This is a genomic window from Archangium primigenium, from assembly GCF_016904885.1.
In the GTDB taxonomy this organism is placed as follows: domain Bacteria; phylum Myxococcota; class Myxococcia; order Myxococcales; family Myxococcaceae; genus Cystobacter; species Cystobacter primigenius.
Window position 1 is genome coordinate 5657954 of record NZ_JADWYI010000001.1, and the last position, 16429, is coordinate 5674382.

Genomic DNA, 16429 nt, shown 5'->3' on the forward strand with positions numbered 1-16429 from the left:
CCCAACGGCTCATAGGGGTGTTTCTTGATACAGCACACCATCGTGGAGTCTCCCGGTCGGCAGTCTGCTGGGCCCAAGGCAGCAGTCCCAGCCGAGCAACCCGACGCGAGCACCCCCCACACCACTACCCCGAGGCGAAAGGCAAAATGCAAGTTTTCCATGCCGCCAAGGCTAAGGCAGTCAACCATGGGACGCCAGAACCGGACAGGGGGTGACGGGCTGGCCGCAGTGGGATTCGGGAAGCATGGTTCAACCGATGTAGACGCCCCCAACTCCATTCGTCACTCGACGCGCGACCCGGATGCCTCGAGGATGTTTTGAATCCAGTACTCCACCCCCGGGCGGCTCTTCGTCTCACGGCAGATGGCATCGAGGCCGGCGAGGATTTGCCTGGCTTCTGACTCCAACGCATCGAGCTCCGCCGCTCCTTCAGCCCATACCTCCCCGTGATGGAGGAGCGGCAACAGGCGAAGACCCCGGCGCTCAAGTGCCAACGAGCCCCAGAAGAGCTGGCGGGCCGTTTCGGGTCCCGCAAGCTCATTGAACGGCGGAGCCATCCCCTCATCGAGGAAGGTGGGCGGACTTTCCGGATCCTCACGCCGGTAGGCAGAGACATTGAGGCTCATCGGTACAACAGCTCCAGGAGCGCCGCGCCGAGCGTATTGATCACATCCAGGTCGGCGCGGGTGTTGTTGAGCAGCACCACGCTCTTGCCGTCCTCGGTGTGGACCGACAGCGTCTTGTAGGCGCCGTTGGAGCCGGTGTTCCAGAACACGCGCCGCGCCCGGCCCCCGAGCGTCCGCGTGCGCACGCGACCGCCGTAGGCATAGTCTTCCTCGGGGACCACCACCGTGCCCAGCCGCTCGCGCGAGGCCCGGCTCAACACGTCCCCCCCGATCACGGCCTCCATCAGCCGCAGCAGGTCCGGCGCCGTGGCGTAGAAGCCCCCCACGCACGTAAGGATGTCGGGCATGGGCGAGACCCGGCTCGCGGGCGTGCGCGTGGGCGTGGGCACGAGGGTGCCGTAGCCCTGGGCCATGCCGGGCAGCCCCAGGATGTCCCCGTGCAGGATGCCGCTGTCCTCCAGCCGCAGCGGGGCGAACAGCCGCGCGGGGACCGCCTCGCGGTAGGGCTGGTGCGTGACCCGCTCAAGGATGGCCTGGACCAGGAGCCAGTTGGAGTGCGCGTAGTCGAACCGGGTGCCCGGCTCGAAGACGAGGTCGCCGCTCGCGTACCGGGCCACGGCCTCGTCCAGTCCGACATCCATGAAGGCCGCCAGCTCCGGCGTCTCGCGCAGGGCGACCGCCAATGCGTTGGGCACCCCGCTGGTGTGCGACAGCAGGTGGTGCAGCGTGAGCTTCGCGCCCGTGTCCCGCCGGTAGTCCGGCAGGTAGTCCCCGATGGGCGCCGTCAAGGACAGCACGCCCGCGTCCACGAGCTGGAGCACGACGATCGACGCGATCCACTTGGACAGCGAGCCCATCTGGTACTTCGTCCCGGGCGTCGAGGGCACGCCCGCCTCGAAGTCCGCCATGCCCTCGCCCCAGGCGTGCACGACACGGTCGCCCTCCCCCAACAGCACGACGCCGTTGAAGGCCTGGGCCCGGACCAGGGCCTCGGCCTCGTGCCGCGCCCGGCCCCGCCGCGACGAACAGGCCGCGCCGGCCAGTCCGAGGGTCCCCACCAGCACCGCGCGCCTCGAGACGCTCATGACAGCACCTTGACGGCCTTCACCATGTCCGCGCCCAGCTCGCCCGTGTGGATGCGGAAGCCGCGCTTGCGGCAGACGTGCTGCATGGCGCCGTTCTGCGAGAGGATGTCCGCCACGATGCAGCGCAGGCCCCAGTCGCGGCCCACCTGCTCCAGCCGACCGAGCATCTCCGTGCCCAGGCCCTGGCGCTGCACGGTGTCGCTGATGAGCATGGCGAACTCCGCGTCCTCGGTGCCCGGCAGGCGCGTGAGCCGCCCCACCCCGAGCACCGTGCCGTCCGCGCGCGTGGCCAGGAGCGCCATCTCCCGCGCGTAGTCGATGAAGCAGATGCGCGCGAGCCGCTCGTGCGCCACGCGTTGATCCAGCTTCATCATCCCCGCGTAGCGCAGGAACACGGACTGCTCGGAGAGCGTCTGGTGGAAGTCCACCATGCGCGGCTCGTCCTCGGGGCGGATGGGGCGGATGAACAGCTCCTCCCCGTCCCGGGCGCGCCAGCGGTCCACGTACGCCTGGGGGTACGGGAGGATGGCGAGCCGGGGCAGCTCGGCCTCCGTCACCTCGGGGCCGTGCAGCACCACGCGCGCGTCCAGCGCCACCAGCCGCTCGTCCGAGGCGAGCAGCGGGTTGATGTCCACCTCCTTGATGAAGCGCTGCTCCACCACGAGCTGGCTGAAGCGCACGAGCAGCTTCTGCAGCGCCGCCAGGTCCACCGGCTTGCGCCCGCGCACGCCGCGCAAGGCCTCGTGGATGCGCGTCTGCTCCATCATCCGCCGCGCGAGCGTGGTGTTGAGCGGCGGCAGCCCCAGCGCCCGATCCTTGAACACCTCCACCAGTGTGCCCCCGGCGCCGAACAGCAGCACCGGGCCGAACTGCGCGTCCAGGCTGCTGCCGAGGATGAGCTCGTAGCCGTCCAGCCGCACCATGGGCTGCACCGTCACGCCCTGGAAGGCGTCCGCCTGGCCCAGCTCCTCCAGCCGCTGGCGGATGCCCGCGAAGGCCGCGCGCACCGCCTCCTCGGTCCCGAGGTTGAGCCGCACCCCGCCCACGTCCGTCTTGTGGGTGACGGTGAGCGAGTGCAGCTTGAGCACCACGGGCAGCCCCAGGGCGAGCGCCTCGCGCACGGCCTCGTCCGCGCTCGTGGCCAGGCGCGTCTCCACCGTGGGGATGCCATAGGCCGCGAGCAGGCGCTTGGACTCGAGCTCCGTGAGCAGCGTGCGGCCCGCGCTGCGCGCCTCGTGGATGAGGGTGCCCGCCTCCTCGCGGCGCTCGGGCGCCTCGGTGAGCACGGGCGTCTCGTACAGGGCGGCCACGTTGTAGCTGTAGCGCCACATGTAATTGAAGATGCGCGCGGCCGTGTCCGGATAGCCGAAGGTGGGGATGCCCGCGTCGTTGAGGATGCGCTCGCCGGCGGCCACCTCCGAGCCCCCCATCCAGCTGGCCAGCACGGGCTTGCCCAGCTTCGCGTAGGGCTTGAGCCGGTCCGCCGTCTGCGTGGGCTCGGTCATGTCCTGGGGCGTGAGGATGACGAGCAGGCCGTCACTGTTCTCGTCCGCGCCGGCCACCTGGAGTGCCCGGGCGTAACGCTCGGGGTCCGCGTCGCCGAGGATGTCCACCGGGTTGGCGTGGCTCCACGCCGTGGGCAGGAAGGTGTCCAGCTGGGCGCGCGTGGCGTCCGACAGCTTCGCCAGCTCGCCTCCGCCCGTCACCAGCGCGTCCGTGGCGAGCACGCCCGGGCCGCCCGCGTTGGTGAGCACCGTGAGGCGTCGGCCCTCGGGACGCGGCTGGCGGGCGAGCACCTCGGCCATGTGGAAGAGGTCCGCGATGCTGTCCACGCGCAGGACGCCCGCGCGCCGGAACGCCGCGCTGAGCACCTCGTCGCTGCCCGCGAGCGAGCCCGTGTGCGAGGCCGCCGCCGCCGCCGCCTGCGCCGTGCGCCCCGCCTTGATGACGATGATGGGCTTGTGCTGCGCCACCTCGCGCGCCGCGGACAGGAAGGCCCGCGCGTCCCCGATGGACTCCATGTAGATGAGGATGCTGCGCGTGCGCGGATCATCCCCCAGGAAGTCGATGAGATCGCCCCACCCCACGTCCATCATCGAGCCCAGCGAGACGATGGTGCTGAAGCCCACGCCCTCGCGCATGCTCCAGTCGAGGATGGCGGTGAGCAGCGCGCCGCTCTGGCTGATGAAGGCCACGTTGCCCGGGCGCGCCATGGCCCCCGCGAAGGTGGCGTTGAGCCCCGTGGGCGGCCGCATGACGCCCAGGCAGTTGGGCCCGATGACCCGGATGCGCGCCGCGCGGGCGATCTCCATCACCTCACGCTCCAGCCGCGCGCCCTCGGCCCCCACCTCCTTGAAGCCCGCGGAGATGATGATGACGTTCTTCACCCCCACCTCGGCGCACTCGCGCATCACCTCGGGCACCGTGGCCGCGGGCGTCACGATGACCACCAACTCCACGGGCTCGGGCAGGGCGCGCAAGGACGGCCACGCGCGGATGCCCAGCACGTTGGTGCGCTTGGGGTTGATGGGGTAGACGGTGCCGCCAAACGGGCTGCTGATGAGGTTCCACAACAGCGTGCGGCCCACGCTCCCCGGCCGCTCGCTCGCGCCCACCACCGCCACGCTGCGCGGGGCGAACAGGGCCTCCAGCGGGTGGCGCCCTTGCTGGTGCGGCAGGTCATAGGACGGATCGCTGGGCGAGGGACGCGGGGGCTGGGCCATGGCCCCCCGTTGTCGTCCGACCGGCCCGCCCGATTCAAACCCCCTTCGCGCGCGCTCCGGCTCCTGTCCACCAGCCGTCACTCCAGGGCGACACGCGGGTTTCACACCTCGTGCGGATTCCTAGGTTGTCCGCCAACGAGGAGGCCTCGAGATGATGCGTCGTGGTGCATTCCATCCAGGGTGGACCGCCGCTTGGATGGTGCTGGTGCTCGCGAGCGGAGGGTGCGTGGACTTCGACGAGGAACTGCGGCGGTCGGAATGTGTCCGCGAGCCCTCGACGTGTACGCCACCGGCACCCGAGGCCCACCCGGAGACCGGCACGGACGCGGGCACGGACACGCCCGTCGCCGACGGGCCGCCGATCATCGAGGAGGTGCACCAGTCGGCGACCATGGCCAATCCCGGGGAGGACGTCACCCTGCGGGTCAAGGCGCGGATGCCCCGGGAGGATCCCAGGTCCGTCCCCCTGGTCTTCATGTGGTTCTCGCCCGAGGGCGCGTTGAACAAGCAGGCCAATACGCCGCATGAAAGCCAGGTCACGTGGACGGCGCCCCCGTGCTGGTTCGGCGGAAGCATCCACGTCATCGTGGTCTCCGTGATGGATGGCCAGGGCCGCACGACGGATCAGGAATTCCTCGTCACGGGGCCGCCCACCTGCGCTCCTCGGTGAGCGCCGGGCGACGCCCCGCGTCACGGGCACGTGTCACCCAATCCGCTGGTTGCCCCGCCGCGGCATTGCGCCTATGGGAGAAGGCATGTCGCGAGAGCCTCTCCCCATCGCCAAGGACTTCCCCGCCCCCTCCGAGGAGGCGTGGCGCAAGCTCGTGGACAAGGACCTGAAGGGCAAGCCCTTCACGTCGCTCCAGTCCCCGCTGGAAGGCGGCCTGTCGCTCCAGCCGCTCTACACCCAGCGGGACGCGGCCAGCACCCCGCCCCCGGAGCCCCCGGGCGTCGCGCCCTACGTGCGCGGCAACCACCCCCTGGGTCACACCGAGGGCGGCTGGCTGCTGTGCCAGGAGTACCGCGAGCCCGACGTGGCCCGCGCCGCCGAGGCCCTCCGGGTGGACCTGGAGCGCGGCACCCAGGGCGTCTGGCTGCACCTGGGCGAGCGCGGCATCCCCGTGAAGGACGCGGCCGACCTGGAGCGGCTGCTCGCCCACGTCCCCCTGGATCGCACGCCCGTCTACCTGGAGCCGGCGTCGGAGCCGCTCGCCTTCGCGCCCTTCCTCATGCGGGCCGCCGATCAGGCCCGGGTCCCGCGCTCGGCCCTCCGGGGCTGTCTCGGCATCGATCCCCTCTCCGCCCTGGCCGAGGCCGCGCCGCTCGTCACCCGCCTGCGCCAGGAGGCGCCGGGCCTGCGCGCGCTGCTCGTGTCCACCCGTCCCTGGGCGGACGCGGGCGCCACCGCCGTGCACGAGCTGGCGTGGGCCATCGCCACGGGCGTGGAAGCCCTGCGCGGCCTGGAGCGCGCGGGCGTGTCCCCCGAGGACACGGCGCGCTCGCTCCAGTTCGCGCTCTCCGTGGGCGGCCAGTTCTTCCCGGAGATCGCCCGGCTGCGCGCCGCGCGGCTGCTCTGGTCCAAGGTCGTCGCCGCGTCAGGGGGCTCGCCCGAGGCCCAGGCCATGGCGCTGCACGCGCGCACCGCGAGCGCGAACAAGACCCAGCGCGACCCGTGGGTGAACATCCTGCGCGCCACCGCCGAGTCCTTCGCGGCCGTGGTGGGCGGCGCGGACAGCGTGAGCACCGCCCCCTTCGACGAGCCCCTGGGCGCGCCGGACGAGGGCTCCCGGCGCCTGGCGCGCAACACCCAGCTCATCCTGCGCGACGAGTCGAGCCTCAACCGGGTGGCGGACCCGGCGGGCGGCAGCTACTACCTGGAGCGGCTCACGGACGAGCTGGCCCGCGCGGCCTGGGCGGAGCTGCGGCGCATCGAGTCACTCGGTGGCATGGCCCGCGCCCTGGCCGAGGGCGACGTGCGCCGGGTGCTCGACGAGACGCGCGCGGCGCGGGACAAGGCCGTGCGCACGCGCAAGCTGCCCATCGTGGGCGTGAGCGAGTTTCCCCACCTGGGCGAGGCCCCGGTGCGCCGCGAGGGCCCCGCGCCCCAGGCCACGCGGGTGGCCGCGGGCTTCGAGGGCCTGCGGGACGCGAGTGACCGGTACCTCGCCGCGCACGGCACCCGGCCGCTCGCCTTCATGGCGAACCTGGGCACGGTGGCCGAGCACACGGCGCGCGCGACGTGGATCGCCAACGTGCTGGCGGTGGGCGGCATCGAGGGGCGCGAGCACCAGGGCTTCGCGGACGTGGAGGCCGCGGCGGCGCTCTTCGCCGCGTCGGGCGCCCCGCTCGCGGTCATCTCCGGCCCGGACGCGCTCTACCCCGAGTGGGTGCCCGCCTTGGCCCAGGCGCTCAAGGCCCGGGGGGCGCGCGCGGTGGCCGTCGCCGGACGTCCCGGGGAGCACGAGGCCGCGTTCCGCGCGGCGGGCGTGGACCTCTTCCTCTTCGCGGGCGCGGACGTGTTCGCGCTCCTGTCCTCGCTGCACCAGCAGCTCGGAGTGGCCTGATGCGCCCCCACGTTCCCGACTTCGCCGGCCTCGACTTCGACGCGCCCGAGACCCGCCCCACCCCGGCGGTGCTCGAGGCCCAGCGGCGCCAGGCCCAGGCGGCCACGCACGCCGCCGAGCGCTGGGACACCCCCGAGGGCCTGCCCCTCAAGCCCGTCTACACCCCGGAGGACCTGGAGGGCGTGGAGCACCTGGGCTCGCTGCCGGGCCTGCCGCCGTTCGTGCGCGGCCCCTACTCCACCATGTACGTGCAGCAGCCGTGGACGGTGCGCCAGTACGCGGGCTTCTCCACGGCCGAGGCCTCCAACGCCTTCTACCGGCGCAACCTCGCCGCCGGCCAGAAGGGCCTGTCCATCGCGTTCGACCTGGCCACCCACCGCGGCTACGACAGCGACCATCCCCGGGTGGCCGGCGACGTGGGCATGGCGGGCGTGGCCATCGACTCCATCAAGGACATGCGGATTCTCTTCGATCGCATCCCGCTCGATCAGATGAGCGTGTCCATGACGATGAACGGCGCGGTGCTCCCGGTGCTCGCGCTCTACGTGGTCGCGGCCGAGGAACAGGGCGTCCGTCCCGAGCAGCTCAGCGGCACCATCCAGAACGACATCCTCAAGGAGTTCATGGTCCGCAACACGTACATCTACCCGCCGGGCCCCTCCATGCGGATCATCGGCGACATCTTCCGCTTCACCGCCGAGCGCATGCCGCGCTTCAACAGCATCAGCATCAGCGGCTACCACATGCAGGAGGCCGGGGCGACGCAGGACCTGGAGCTCGGCTACACGCTGGCGGACGGCGTGGAGTACGTGCGCGCGGGGCTCCAGGCGGGGCTCGGGGTGGACGCGTTCGCGCCCCGGCTGTCGTTCTTCTGGGCCATCGGCATGAACTTCTTCATGGAGGTGGCCAAGATGCGCGCGGCCCGGATGCTCTGGGCCCAGCTCATCAAGGGCTTCTCCCCCCAGAGCGACAAGAGCCTGGCGCTGCGCACCCACTGCCAGACGTCCGGCTGGAGCCTCACCGCCCAGGACGTGTACAACAACGTGGTGCGCACGTGCGTGGAGGCCATGGCCGCCACCCAGGGCCACACCCAGAGCCTGCACACCAACTCGCTCGACGAGGCCATCGCGCTGCCCACGGACTTCAGCGCGCGCATCGCCCGCAACACCCAGCTCTACCTCCAGTTGGAGAGCGGCACCACGCGCGTCATCGACCCCTGGGGCGGCAGCTACTACGTGGAGCGGCTCACCCACGAGCTCGCCCACAAGGCCTGGGGCCACATCCAGGAGGTGGAGGCCCTGGGCGGCATGACCAAGGCCATCGAGGCGGGACTGCCCAAGCTGCGCATCGAGGAGGCGGCGGCGCGCACCCAGGCCCGCATCGACTCGGGACGCCAGGCCATCATCGGGGTGAACAAGTACCCGCCCGAGCGTGAGGACACGCTGGACATCCTCAAGGTGGACAACTCGGCGGTGCGCGAGGCGCAGATCGCCCGGCTGCGGGAGCTGCGCGCCGAGCGCGACGCGGCCGAGGTGCGCCGGCGGCTGGACGCGCTCACCGAGGCGGGCCGGCGCGGCGAGGGCAACCTGCTCGCGCTCGCCATCGACGCGGCGCGCGCCAAGGCCACGGTGGGCGAGATGAGCGATGCCCTGGAAAAAGTCTTCGGCCGCTACGAGGCCACGGTGCGCGGGGTGACGGGCGTGTATTCGAGCGAGGCGGGCAAGGACACGCAGATCGCCGAGGCGCGCCAGCGCGCGGACACCTTCCTCGAGCGCTTCGGCCGTCGGCCGCGCATCCTCATCGCGAAGATGGGCCAGGACGGACATGACCGGGGCCAGAAGGTCATCGCCACGGCATTCGCGGACCTGGGCTTCGACGTGGACATCGGCCCGCTGTTCCAGACGCCCGAGGAGTCCGCGCGCCAGGCGGTGGAGAACGACGTGCACGTCGTGGGCGCCAGCTCGCTCGCCGCGGGCCACCTCACCCTGGTGCCCCAGCTCAAGCAGGCGCTCGCCGCCCTGGGCCGCGAGGACATCATGATCGTCGTGGGCGGCGTCATCCCGCCCCAGGACTACGACGCCCTGCGCGCCTCGGGGGCCTCGGCCATCTTCGGCCCCGGCACCGTCATCGCCAAGGCGGCCATCGAGCTGCTCGACAAGCTCTCGGCGGCCATGGAGGAGGCGTGAAACCCCTGCCCGCGGACACCTATGTGCAAGGTGTGCGGGCGGGCGATCGCGCCCTGCTCGCGCGCGCCATCACCCTGGTGGAGAGCGAGCACCCGCGCCACGCCGCGCTCGCGCAGGAGGTGCTCGCGCGGCTCTTGCCCCACACCGGGGGCAGCCGGCGCGTGGGCATCAGCGGCGTGCCCGGTGTGGGCAAGAGCACCTTCATCGACGCGCTGGGCATGCACCTGGTGGACACGGGCCGGCGCGTGGCGGTGCTGGCCATCGACCCGTCCAGCACCCTCACCGGCGGCAGCATCCTCGGGGACAAGACGCGCATGGCCCGGCTGGCACGCGAGCCCTCGGCCTACATCCGGCCCAGCCCCTCGGGCGGGACGCTCGGCGGCGTGGCCCGCAAGACGCGCGAGACGCTGCTGCTGTGCGAGGCGGCCGGCTTCGACGTGGTGCTGGTGGAGACGGTGGGCGTGGGCCAGTCGGAGACGGTGGTCGCGGACCTGGTGGACTTCTACCTCGTGCTGATGCTGGCGGGCGCGGGCGACGAACTCCAAGGCATCAAGCGCGGCATCCTCGAGGTCTCGGACATGCTCGCCATCAACAAGGCGGACGGCGACAACGCCCCGCGCGCGCTCCGGGCCCAGGCCCAGTACCGCGCCGCCCTGCACCTGATGCGCCCGGGCGCCGAGCCCGAGGTGCGCACGTGCAGCGCGCTGGAGGGCGTGGGCATCGACACGCTCTGGGCCTCGCTCGAGCGACAGCTCGGCGAGCGCCGGGCCTCGGGCGCGCTGGAGCAGCGCCGGCGGGCCCAGCAGGTGGAGTGGTGGTGGAACCTCGTGGAGGACGGCGTGCGAGCGGCCATGCGGGCGCACCCCGAGGTGGCGGCCCTGCTGCCCACGCTGGAGACGGACGTGCGCGAGGGGCGGGCCACGCCCACCGCGGCCGCACTGCGCGTGCTGCGCGCGTTCCTGCCGGGCCCGGGGGCTTGACGGGCCGCGTCGAGGCCGAAATCCCCTCGTCGCGATCCCTTGCCTCGGTCTTCACCCGGCTCTTACTGTAGGTGGCGTGAGAGTCCTTCAGCCCACCGTCCCCTCGCCCTACAAGCCCCGCTTTCACGTCCGGATCGTCACGGCCGCCTCGCTCTTCGACGGCCATGACGCGGCCATCAACGTCATGCGCCGCCTCATGCAGGCCTCGGGCGCGGAGATCATCCACCTGGGCCACAACCGCTCGGTGGCGGAGATCGTCGACTGCGCCATCCAGGAGGACGCGCAGGGCATCGCCATCACGTCCTACCAGGGCGGCCACGTCGAGTTCTTCAAGTACATGATCGATCTGCTGCGCGAGCGCGGCGCGAACATCAAGGTGTTCGGCGGCGGCGGCGGCACCATCCTCCCCTCGGAGATCGAGGAGCTGCACCGCTACGGGGTCAGCCGCATCTATTCCCCGGACGACGGCCGGGCCATGGGCCTGCAGGGGATGATCGACGATCTCATCGCCCAGTGTGACTTCGAGAAGCGCTCGGAGGACTTCGCGCCCTTCATGGGCACGTCCGCGCCGCGCGAGTCCTCGCGCCTCGCCTCGCTCATCACCATCGCGGAGAACTTCGCCCCGGTGGGCGAGCAGCTGCGCGCGGCGCTCGCCCGCGCGGACGTGCAGGGCCCCCGGGTGCCCGTGCTCGGCATCACCGGCACCGGCGGCGCGGGCAAGTCGAGCCTCGTGGACGAGCTGGTGCGGCGCTTCCTCGCGGACTTCCCGGACAAGACGCTCGCGGTGCTGTCCGTGGATCCGTCCAAGCGCAAGTCCGGCGGCGCGCTGCTGGGCGATCGCATCCGCATGAACGCCATCCACCACCCCAACGTGTACATGCGCTCCATGGCCACGCGGCAGAGCAACCTCGCCCTGTCCAAGCACGTGGGTGACTCGATCGAGATCTGCAAGGCCGCGGGGTTCGATCTCATCGTGGTGGAGACGTCGGGCATCGGCCAGTCGGACACGGAGATCACCGAGCACTCGGACGTGTCGCTCTACGTGATGACGGCCGAGTACGGCGCGGCGACCCAGCTCGAGAAGATCGACATGCTCGACTTCGCGGACGTCATCGCCATCAACAAGTTCGACAAGCGCGGCTCGCTGGACGCGCTGCGCGACGTGCGCAAGCAGTGGAAGCGCAACCACAACGCCTTCTCCACGCCGGACGACGCCCTGCCCGTCCACGGCACCATCGCCTCGCAGTTCAACGACCCGGGCATGAACCAGCTCTACCGGGCGCTCATCGACGCCATCGCGAAGAAGACGGGCGCGCCGCTCACGTCCGGCTTCGCGCTCACCCCGGGCATGAGCGAGAAGAAGTGGATCATCCCCCCGGACCGCACGCGCTACCTCGCGGAGATCGTCGAGACGTGCGAGGGCTATGATCGCTCGGTGCGCGCCCAGGCGGCGATCGCGCGGCGCATGTACCAGCTGCACGGCACCATCGAGGCCCTGCGCGCCAACGTGGGCAAGAAGCGCCTGGAGATCGTCGAGCCCAAGGACACCTCGGGCGTGGTGCACGTCACCGAGCGCGTGGAGGGCGAGCCGGCCTACCTGAGCGAGCTGGTGGAGCTCTACCGCGACCTGGAGTCGCGCCTGCACCCGGACTGCCGGCGGCTGCTCGCGGAGTGGCCGGCGACCAAGCGGCGCTACGCGGCGAGCAAGTACCAGTTCCAGGTGCGCGACAAGGTGATCGAGCTGGACCTGTACACCGAGACGCTCTCGCACCTGCGCGTGCCGAAGATCGCCCTGCCCCGCTACGAGGACTGGGGCGACATCCTCACGTGGCTCCTGCGCGAGAACGCCCCGGGCGCCTTCCCCTTCACCGCGGGTGTCTTCCCGCTCAAGCGCGAGAACGAGGACCCGGCGCGCATGTTCGCCGGCGAGGGCGGTCCCGAGCGCACCAACAAGCGCTTCCACTACGTGTCGCGCGGCATGCCGGCCAAGCGCCTGTCCACGGCGTTCGACTCGGTGACGCTCTACGGCGAGGATCCGGATCCCCGGCCGGACATCTACGGCAAGGTGGGCAACTCGGGCGTGTCGATCGCCAGCGTGGACGACGCCAAGAAGCTCTACTCGGGCTTCGACCTGGCGGACCCGTCCACCTCCGTGTCGATGACCATCAACGGCCCGGCGCCCATGCTGCTCGGCTTCTTCCTCAACGCCGCGGTGGATCAGCAGTGCGAGAAGTGGATCCGCGCCCAAGGCCAGGTGGAAGCGGTCGAGAAGAAGATCGACGCCCTCTACCAGGAGAAGGGCGTGCCCCGGCCGCGCTACCAGGGCGAGCTGCCCGCGGGCAATGACGGCCTGGGCCTGCTGCTGCTCGGCGTGTCCGGCGACGAGGTGCTGCCGCGGGACGTGTACGAGCGCATCCGCGCGAGCACGCTCCAGGCGGTGCGCGGCACGGTGCAGGCGGACATCCTCAAGGAGGATCAGGCGCAGAACACGTGCATCTTCTCGACGGAGTTCGCCCTGCGGATGATGGGCGACATCCAGCAGCACTTCATCGACAAGAAGGTGCGCAACTTCTACTCGGTGTCCATCTCCGGCTACCACATCGCCGAGGCGGGGGCGAACCCCATCTCCCAGCTGGCCTTCACGCTGGCCAACGGCTTCACCTTCGTCGAGTACTACCTGTCGCGGGGGATGAACATCGACGACTTCGCGCCCAACCTGTCGTTCTTCTTCTCCAACGGCATGGACCCCGAGTACACGGTGCTCGGCCGCGTGGCGCGCCGCATCTGGGCCAAGGCGATGCGGGACAAGTACGGCGGCAATGACCGCTCGCAGAAGCTCAAGTACCACATCCAGACGTCCGGTCGGAGCCTGCACGCGCAGGAGATCGCCTTCAACGACATCCGCACCACGCTGCAGGCCCTGCTCGCGCTCAACGACAACTGCAACTCGCTGCACACCAACGCCTACGACGAGGCCATCACCACGCCCACCGAGGAGAGCGTGCGGCGCGCGCTGGCCATCCAGCTCGTCATCAACAAGGAGTTCGGCCTCAGCAAGAACGAGAACCCGAACCAGGGCTCCTTCGTGGTGGAGGAGCTGACGGACCTGGTGGAGGCGGCGGTGCTCGCGGAGTTCCGCTCCATCTCGGACCGCGGCGGCGTGCTCGGGGCGATGGAGCGCATGTACCAGCGCTCGAAGATCCAAGAGGAGTCGCTGTACTACGAGACGCTCAAGCACGACGGCTCGCTGCCCATCATCGGCGTGAACACCTTCCTGGATCCCAAGGGCTCGCCCACCATCACCCCGCCCGAGGTCATCCGCGCCACCCAGGAGGAGAAGGACTACGCCATCGCGTCGCGCGACGCCTTCTGGAAGCGCAACGCCCAGGTGGCGCCCCAGACGCTGGAGGCCGTGCGCCGCGCGGCGCTCGACAACGGCAACGTCTTCGCCGCGCTGATGGAGGCCTGCAAGGTGTGCACGCTCGGGCAGCTGTCGCGCGCCCTGTACGAGGTGGGCGGCCAGTACCGGCGCAACATGTAGAGCGGATTTGACGGGCCCTCGTCCGAGCGAGGGTCCGTCAGTAGCTCGAGATGTCGACCTCCTCTAGGAAGGCGCGCTTCACGGCGACCTTCTCCCTCTTCGAGGAGATTGTGACGTCCTTGTCCTTCTTCTCGTCGTAGCGGAGCTTCTCGGTGATCTTGAGCCCCGTGAGCAGATTGGTGCTCACCTTCTTGAGCTCATCGTGCCCGTGCAGGTGGATCAGTAGAGCATGCTCGCGGCCCCCGCGAAGCGCAGCGTGTCGTCCATGTTCAGGTCGCCCTGAATCGTCGAGCATCCGACTCGAGGGGATGAAGTCCTTGGGAATTATCCTAGTCAGGACCCATTCCCTGGACTCCGGAAACACGGATGCGGTGACGTATTCAACAGAAGCGAATTCCAGGTCACACTTGCAACCGCTCTAAGTCCTTGACTAACCTCAGCTGCCTTCAAATCCATCGTGGAATCGACCAGAGGGGGGGCAAATAAGCCATCCGCACAAGAACGTGGCGCCAGTCAATCTTGGGGGCCGTGGCCGAGTAGTGAGTGAGTTGCAGCGGCACGTCATCTTGCTTCGATACGATACGGTCGGACTAAACGGCCTCCTTTGGCCAGAAATCATGGGTAACAGCGACTCGCTAACGTGGCTCACTAGAAGGAACGTTCCATGAAAAATGCAGAGGAAGGTTGCGTCATCCTGTACGGCCGTGGTGCGGAATTGGGTGACTTTGGGGTTTTTGCTCAGCACTTGGCCAAGTCCCTTGAGACAACGTTTCCGCGAGAGCGGATGTTGGTTCAGTCCATCGAACGAAAGAAAGACTTCTTCGATTTCTTCAGCAAGACAGTGAAAGGTAAATTCAAAATCAAGCAGTTGCACGTATTCTCACATGCGTATGGGGCCGCGTTGTCGCTCGGCTACCATGATCCGGACATTGGGCGGCATAGGGTCGCCGTTGCAGCAGAATACGACGAAAAAAAGAACAGGATTCCCATGGAGAAGGTGTTGGCGACAGAAGTCGGTACCATTTTCACCGACGACCTGTTGACCCAACTCTTGTCCGTCAAGCAGACCGTCCGAAACACATTCGCGAGCAAGGGCACATCTATCAAGCTCTGGGGCTGCAACGCTGGAGTGGCAAACTGGGTCTACTCAGACAGCGAGGGCACCTATTACTGGCGTGCCTTGAACACCAAGAATACGCCTAAGCCGAGCATCGCCCAAGGAATCGCTACGTTCTTCAACGTTGAGACTTACGGCGCGTTAAGCGGATCGCATGTTGAGGTGAAAGTTGGTGGGAGATGGATTACGTCGGATGTCTACAAATTAAAGCATGGCAAATACCCGCCTCCCAGCATTCAAACCAGGCTTCATCCAGACAAGGGTGACTATGTCAAGTTCAAGCCGTGATTGGCGGTTGTTGTGTTTGGCATTGAGCCTGTGTGGTTCTCTGGCTTGGTCGGATGCGAAGCATGAAACGCGCCGGGATGTAACCTGCTTTTCGCTCAGGGGAACCACCTATCTCACGTCCAAGATGGACATCCGTGCTCCTGGAGTAGAGATTGTTGCGGTTCATGAGAGCAATCCAGAAAAGCAGGAGAAGGTTGTTTCGGATGCCCGAGGGCGCTTCAAGCTGTCATGTTTGAAGAAGGGGCGGTATGAGTTTCGAGTCCAGAAGAAGCTGACTCGGTCGGATGCCCAAAAGCTGCCTGCCCACTTGGCGATGGAAAAAGGCAGGGTTGTGCGGTCTGTGCTTGATTACGTCGTGGAAGAAAGTTCAAGTTTCAGCTTCGGGTTGATCAGCGATCCGTGAACGCCGAGTGTGCGCTGGGTGGGTTGGATACGCTGACGTGGCGCTCCCGCCCTTTGTGTGCTCGCTCCTTCCACCGTGATATCTCCAGGAGAAGACCGGGGATCGCTCCTGGGCGGGCTGAACGCCCCTGGAAACAAGACGGTTCACCGACGCCTGGGGCCGGTTCACCGCGCGGGGGGAGCGCTTCACGGAACACCGGCCGACGGGTCGCGAGGGCCTCGGTAGGGTGCCGTTCGTGGCCGGGACACCCCCGGTCCGTGGCACCCTTCCCCTCTCCAGGAGCCCTCCATGTTCTCGTCCGCCAAGACCCTCGTCCTCCCCATGCTCGCGCTCGCCCTGGGGGCCTGTGGGGGTGAAGCCCCCGAGGTGTCGGAGTCCGCCGCCGAGCCCACCGCCACCACGGCGCAGGGCCTCACCTCGGTGACGATCGGTCGCTACAACATCCCCTTCTACGTTCCGCCCCGGGTCGCGGGGGACGCCGACTTCGCCGGCCACGGCCCCGACATGGACATCGACTTCGAGATGGAGCTGCGCAACGGCGACACCGAGCTGTGGGTGGGCATGTACGTCTTCGGGCAGGAGGTGGGCGGCACCACCCGCGTCGAGGGCGGCGTGTGGCACAAGGTCTTCACCGCCCCCTCCGCCATCGTGTCCGTGGCGCCCCAGCCCGTGGTCGCCTCGGGGCCGGAGTTCCACCACGGCTTCAGGAACTACGGCCATGCCACCAAGACGTATCAGTTCCCCCAGCTCAACCCCGCCAGCCGTCTGGTGTGGCAGATCTCCTGCGTGGCGGACACGGACGGCAACGAGGCCGGCTCCAAGACGGGCTGCAGCTCCATCCTCCACGAGATGACCCTCACCTTCTGACGCCCCGTCACGCCGCCATCACGCGGGCCCCATACACCCCTCCCTCGCA

12 protein-coding genes are annotated in these 16429 nt (G+C 69.1%); 8 read left to right on the forward strand and 4 right to left on the reverse strand.

The window, feature by feature from the left end; translation table 11 throughout:
- Positions 1–281: 281 nt before the first annotated feature.
- From I3V78_RS23165 to I3V78_RS23175, 3 genes are read right to left on the reverse strand one after another with little or no spacing between them, the layout of a single operon-like run.
- Positions 282–626, reverse strand: a complete 345-nt coding sequence (locus tag I3V78_RS23165) for a hypothetical protein (RefSeq protein WP_204490629.1) — start codon at positions 624–626, stop codon at positions 282–284.
- On the reverse strand, positions 623–1711 hold the full coding sequence (locus I3V78_RS23170; protein ID WP_204490630.1) for a serine hydrolase domain-containing protein: 1089 nt from the start codon (positions 1709–1711) through the stop codon (positions 623–625). Before I3V78_RS23170 ends, I3V78_RS23165 begins: the two co-directional genes overlap by 4 nt.
- Complete coding sequence (locus I3V78_RS23175) at positions 1708–4434, reverse strand: bifunctional acetate--CoA ligase family protein/GNAT family N-acetyltransferase (protein WP_204490631.1); 2727 nt, start codon at positions 4432–4434, stop codon at positions 1708–1710. Before I3V78_RS23175 ends, I3V78_RS23170 begins: the two co-directional genes overlap by 4 nt.
- Positions 4435–4585: 151 nt before the next feature.
- Between I3V78_RS23175 and I3V78_RS23180 the strand changes: the two genes are divergently transcribed.
- From I3V78_RS23180 to I3V78_RS23200, 5 genes are all read left to right on the forward strand, one after another.
- Positions 4586–5104, forward strand: a complete 519-nt coding sequence (locus I3V78_RS23180; protein ID WP_204490632.1) for a hypothetical protein — start codon at positions 4586–4588, stop codon at positions 5102–5104.
- Positions 5105–5189: 85 nt separating this feature from the next.
- Positions 5190–6998 (forward strand): methylmalonyl-CoA mutase subunit beta, encoded by a 1809-nt coding sequence (locus I3V78_RS23185; RefSeq protein ID WP_204490633.1) that lies wholly within the window; start codon positions 5190–5192, stop codon positions 6996–6998.
- Entirely contained in the window at positions 6998–9184 is a 2187-nt protein-coding gene (scpA, locus tag I3V78_RS23190) for a methylmalonyl-CoA mutase (protein ID WP_204490634.1), read from the forward strand. Before I3V78_RS23185 ends, scpA begins: the two co-directional genes overlap by 1 nt.
- Entirely contained in the window at positions 9181–10164 is a 984-nt protein-coding gene (meaB, locus tag I3V78_RS23195) for a methylmalonyl Co-A mutase-associated GTPase MeaB (protein WP_204490635.1), read from the forward strand. Before scpA ends, meaB begins: the two co-directional genes overlap by 4 nt.
- A gap of 76 nt (positions 10165–10240) precedes the next feature.
- Entirely contained in the window at positions 10241–13705 is a 3465-nt protein-coding gene (locus I3V78_RS23200; RefSeq protein ID WP_204490636.1) for a methylmalonyl-CoA mutase family protein, read from the forward strand.
- 37 nt (positions 13706–13742) lie between these two features.
- On the opposite strand, the gene I3V78_RS23205 is transcribed toward I3V78_RS23200, so the two are convergent.
- Entirely contained in the window at positions 13743–13892 is a 150-nt protein-coding gene (locus I3V78_RS23205; protein WP_204490637.1) for a hypothetical protein, read from the reverse strand.
- A 477-nt stretch (positions 13893–14369) separates the two neighbouring features.
- Between I3V78_RS23205 and I3V78_RS23210 the strand changes: the two genes are divergently transcribed.
- The 3 genes from I3V78_RS23210 to I3V78_RS23220 all read left to right on the forward strand — a co-directional run bounded on the left by I3V78_RS23210 (position 14370) and on the right by I3V78_RS23220 (position 16380).
- Positions 14370–15110, forward strand: a complete 741-nt coding sequence (locus I3V78_RS23210; protein WP_204490638.1) for a hypothetical protein — start codon at positions 14370–14372, stop codon at positions 15108–15110.
- Positions 15111–15126: 16 nt separating this feature from the next.
- Complete coding sequence (locus tag I3V78_RS23215) at positions 15127–15513, forward strand: carboxypeptidase-like regulatory domain-containing protein (RefSeq protein ID WP_204490639.1); 387 nt, start codon at positions 15127–15129, stop codon at positions 15511–15513.
- Between the two features lie 288 nt (positions 15514–15801).
- On the forward strand, positions 15802–16380 hold the full coding sequence (locus tag I3V78_RS23220; RefSeq protein ID WP_204490640.1) for a hypothetical protein: 579 nt from the start codon (positions 15802–15804) through the stop codon (positions 16378–16380).
- Positions 16381–16429: the final 49 nt, after the last annotated feature.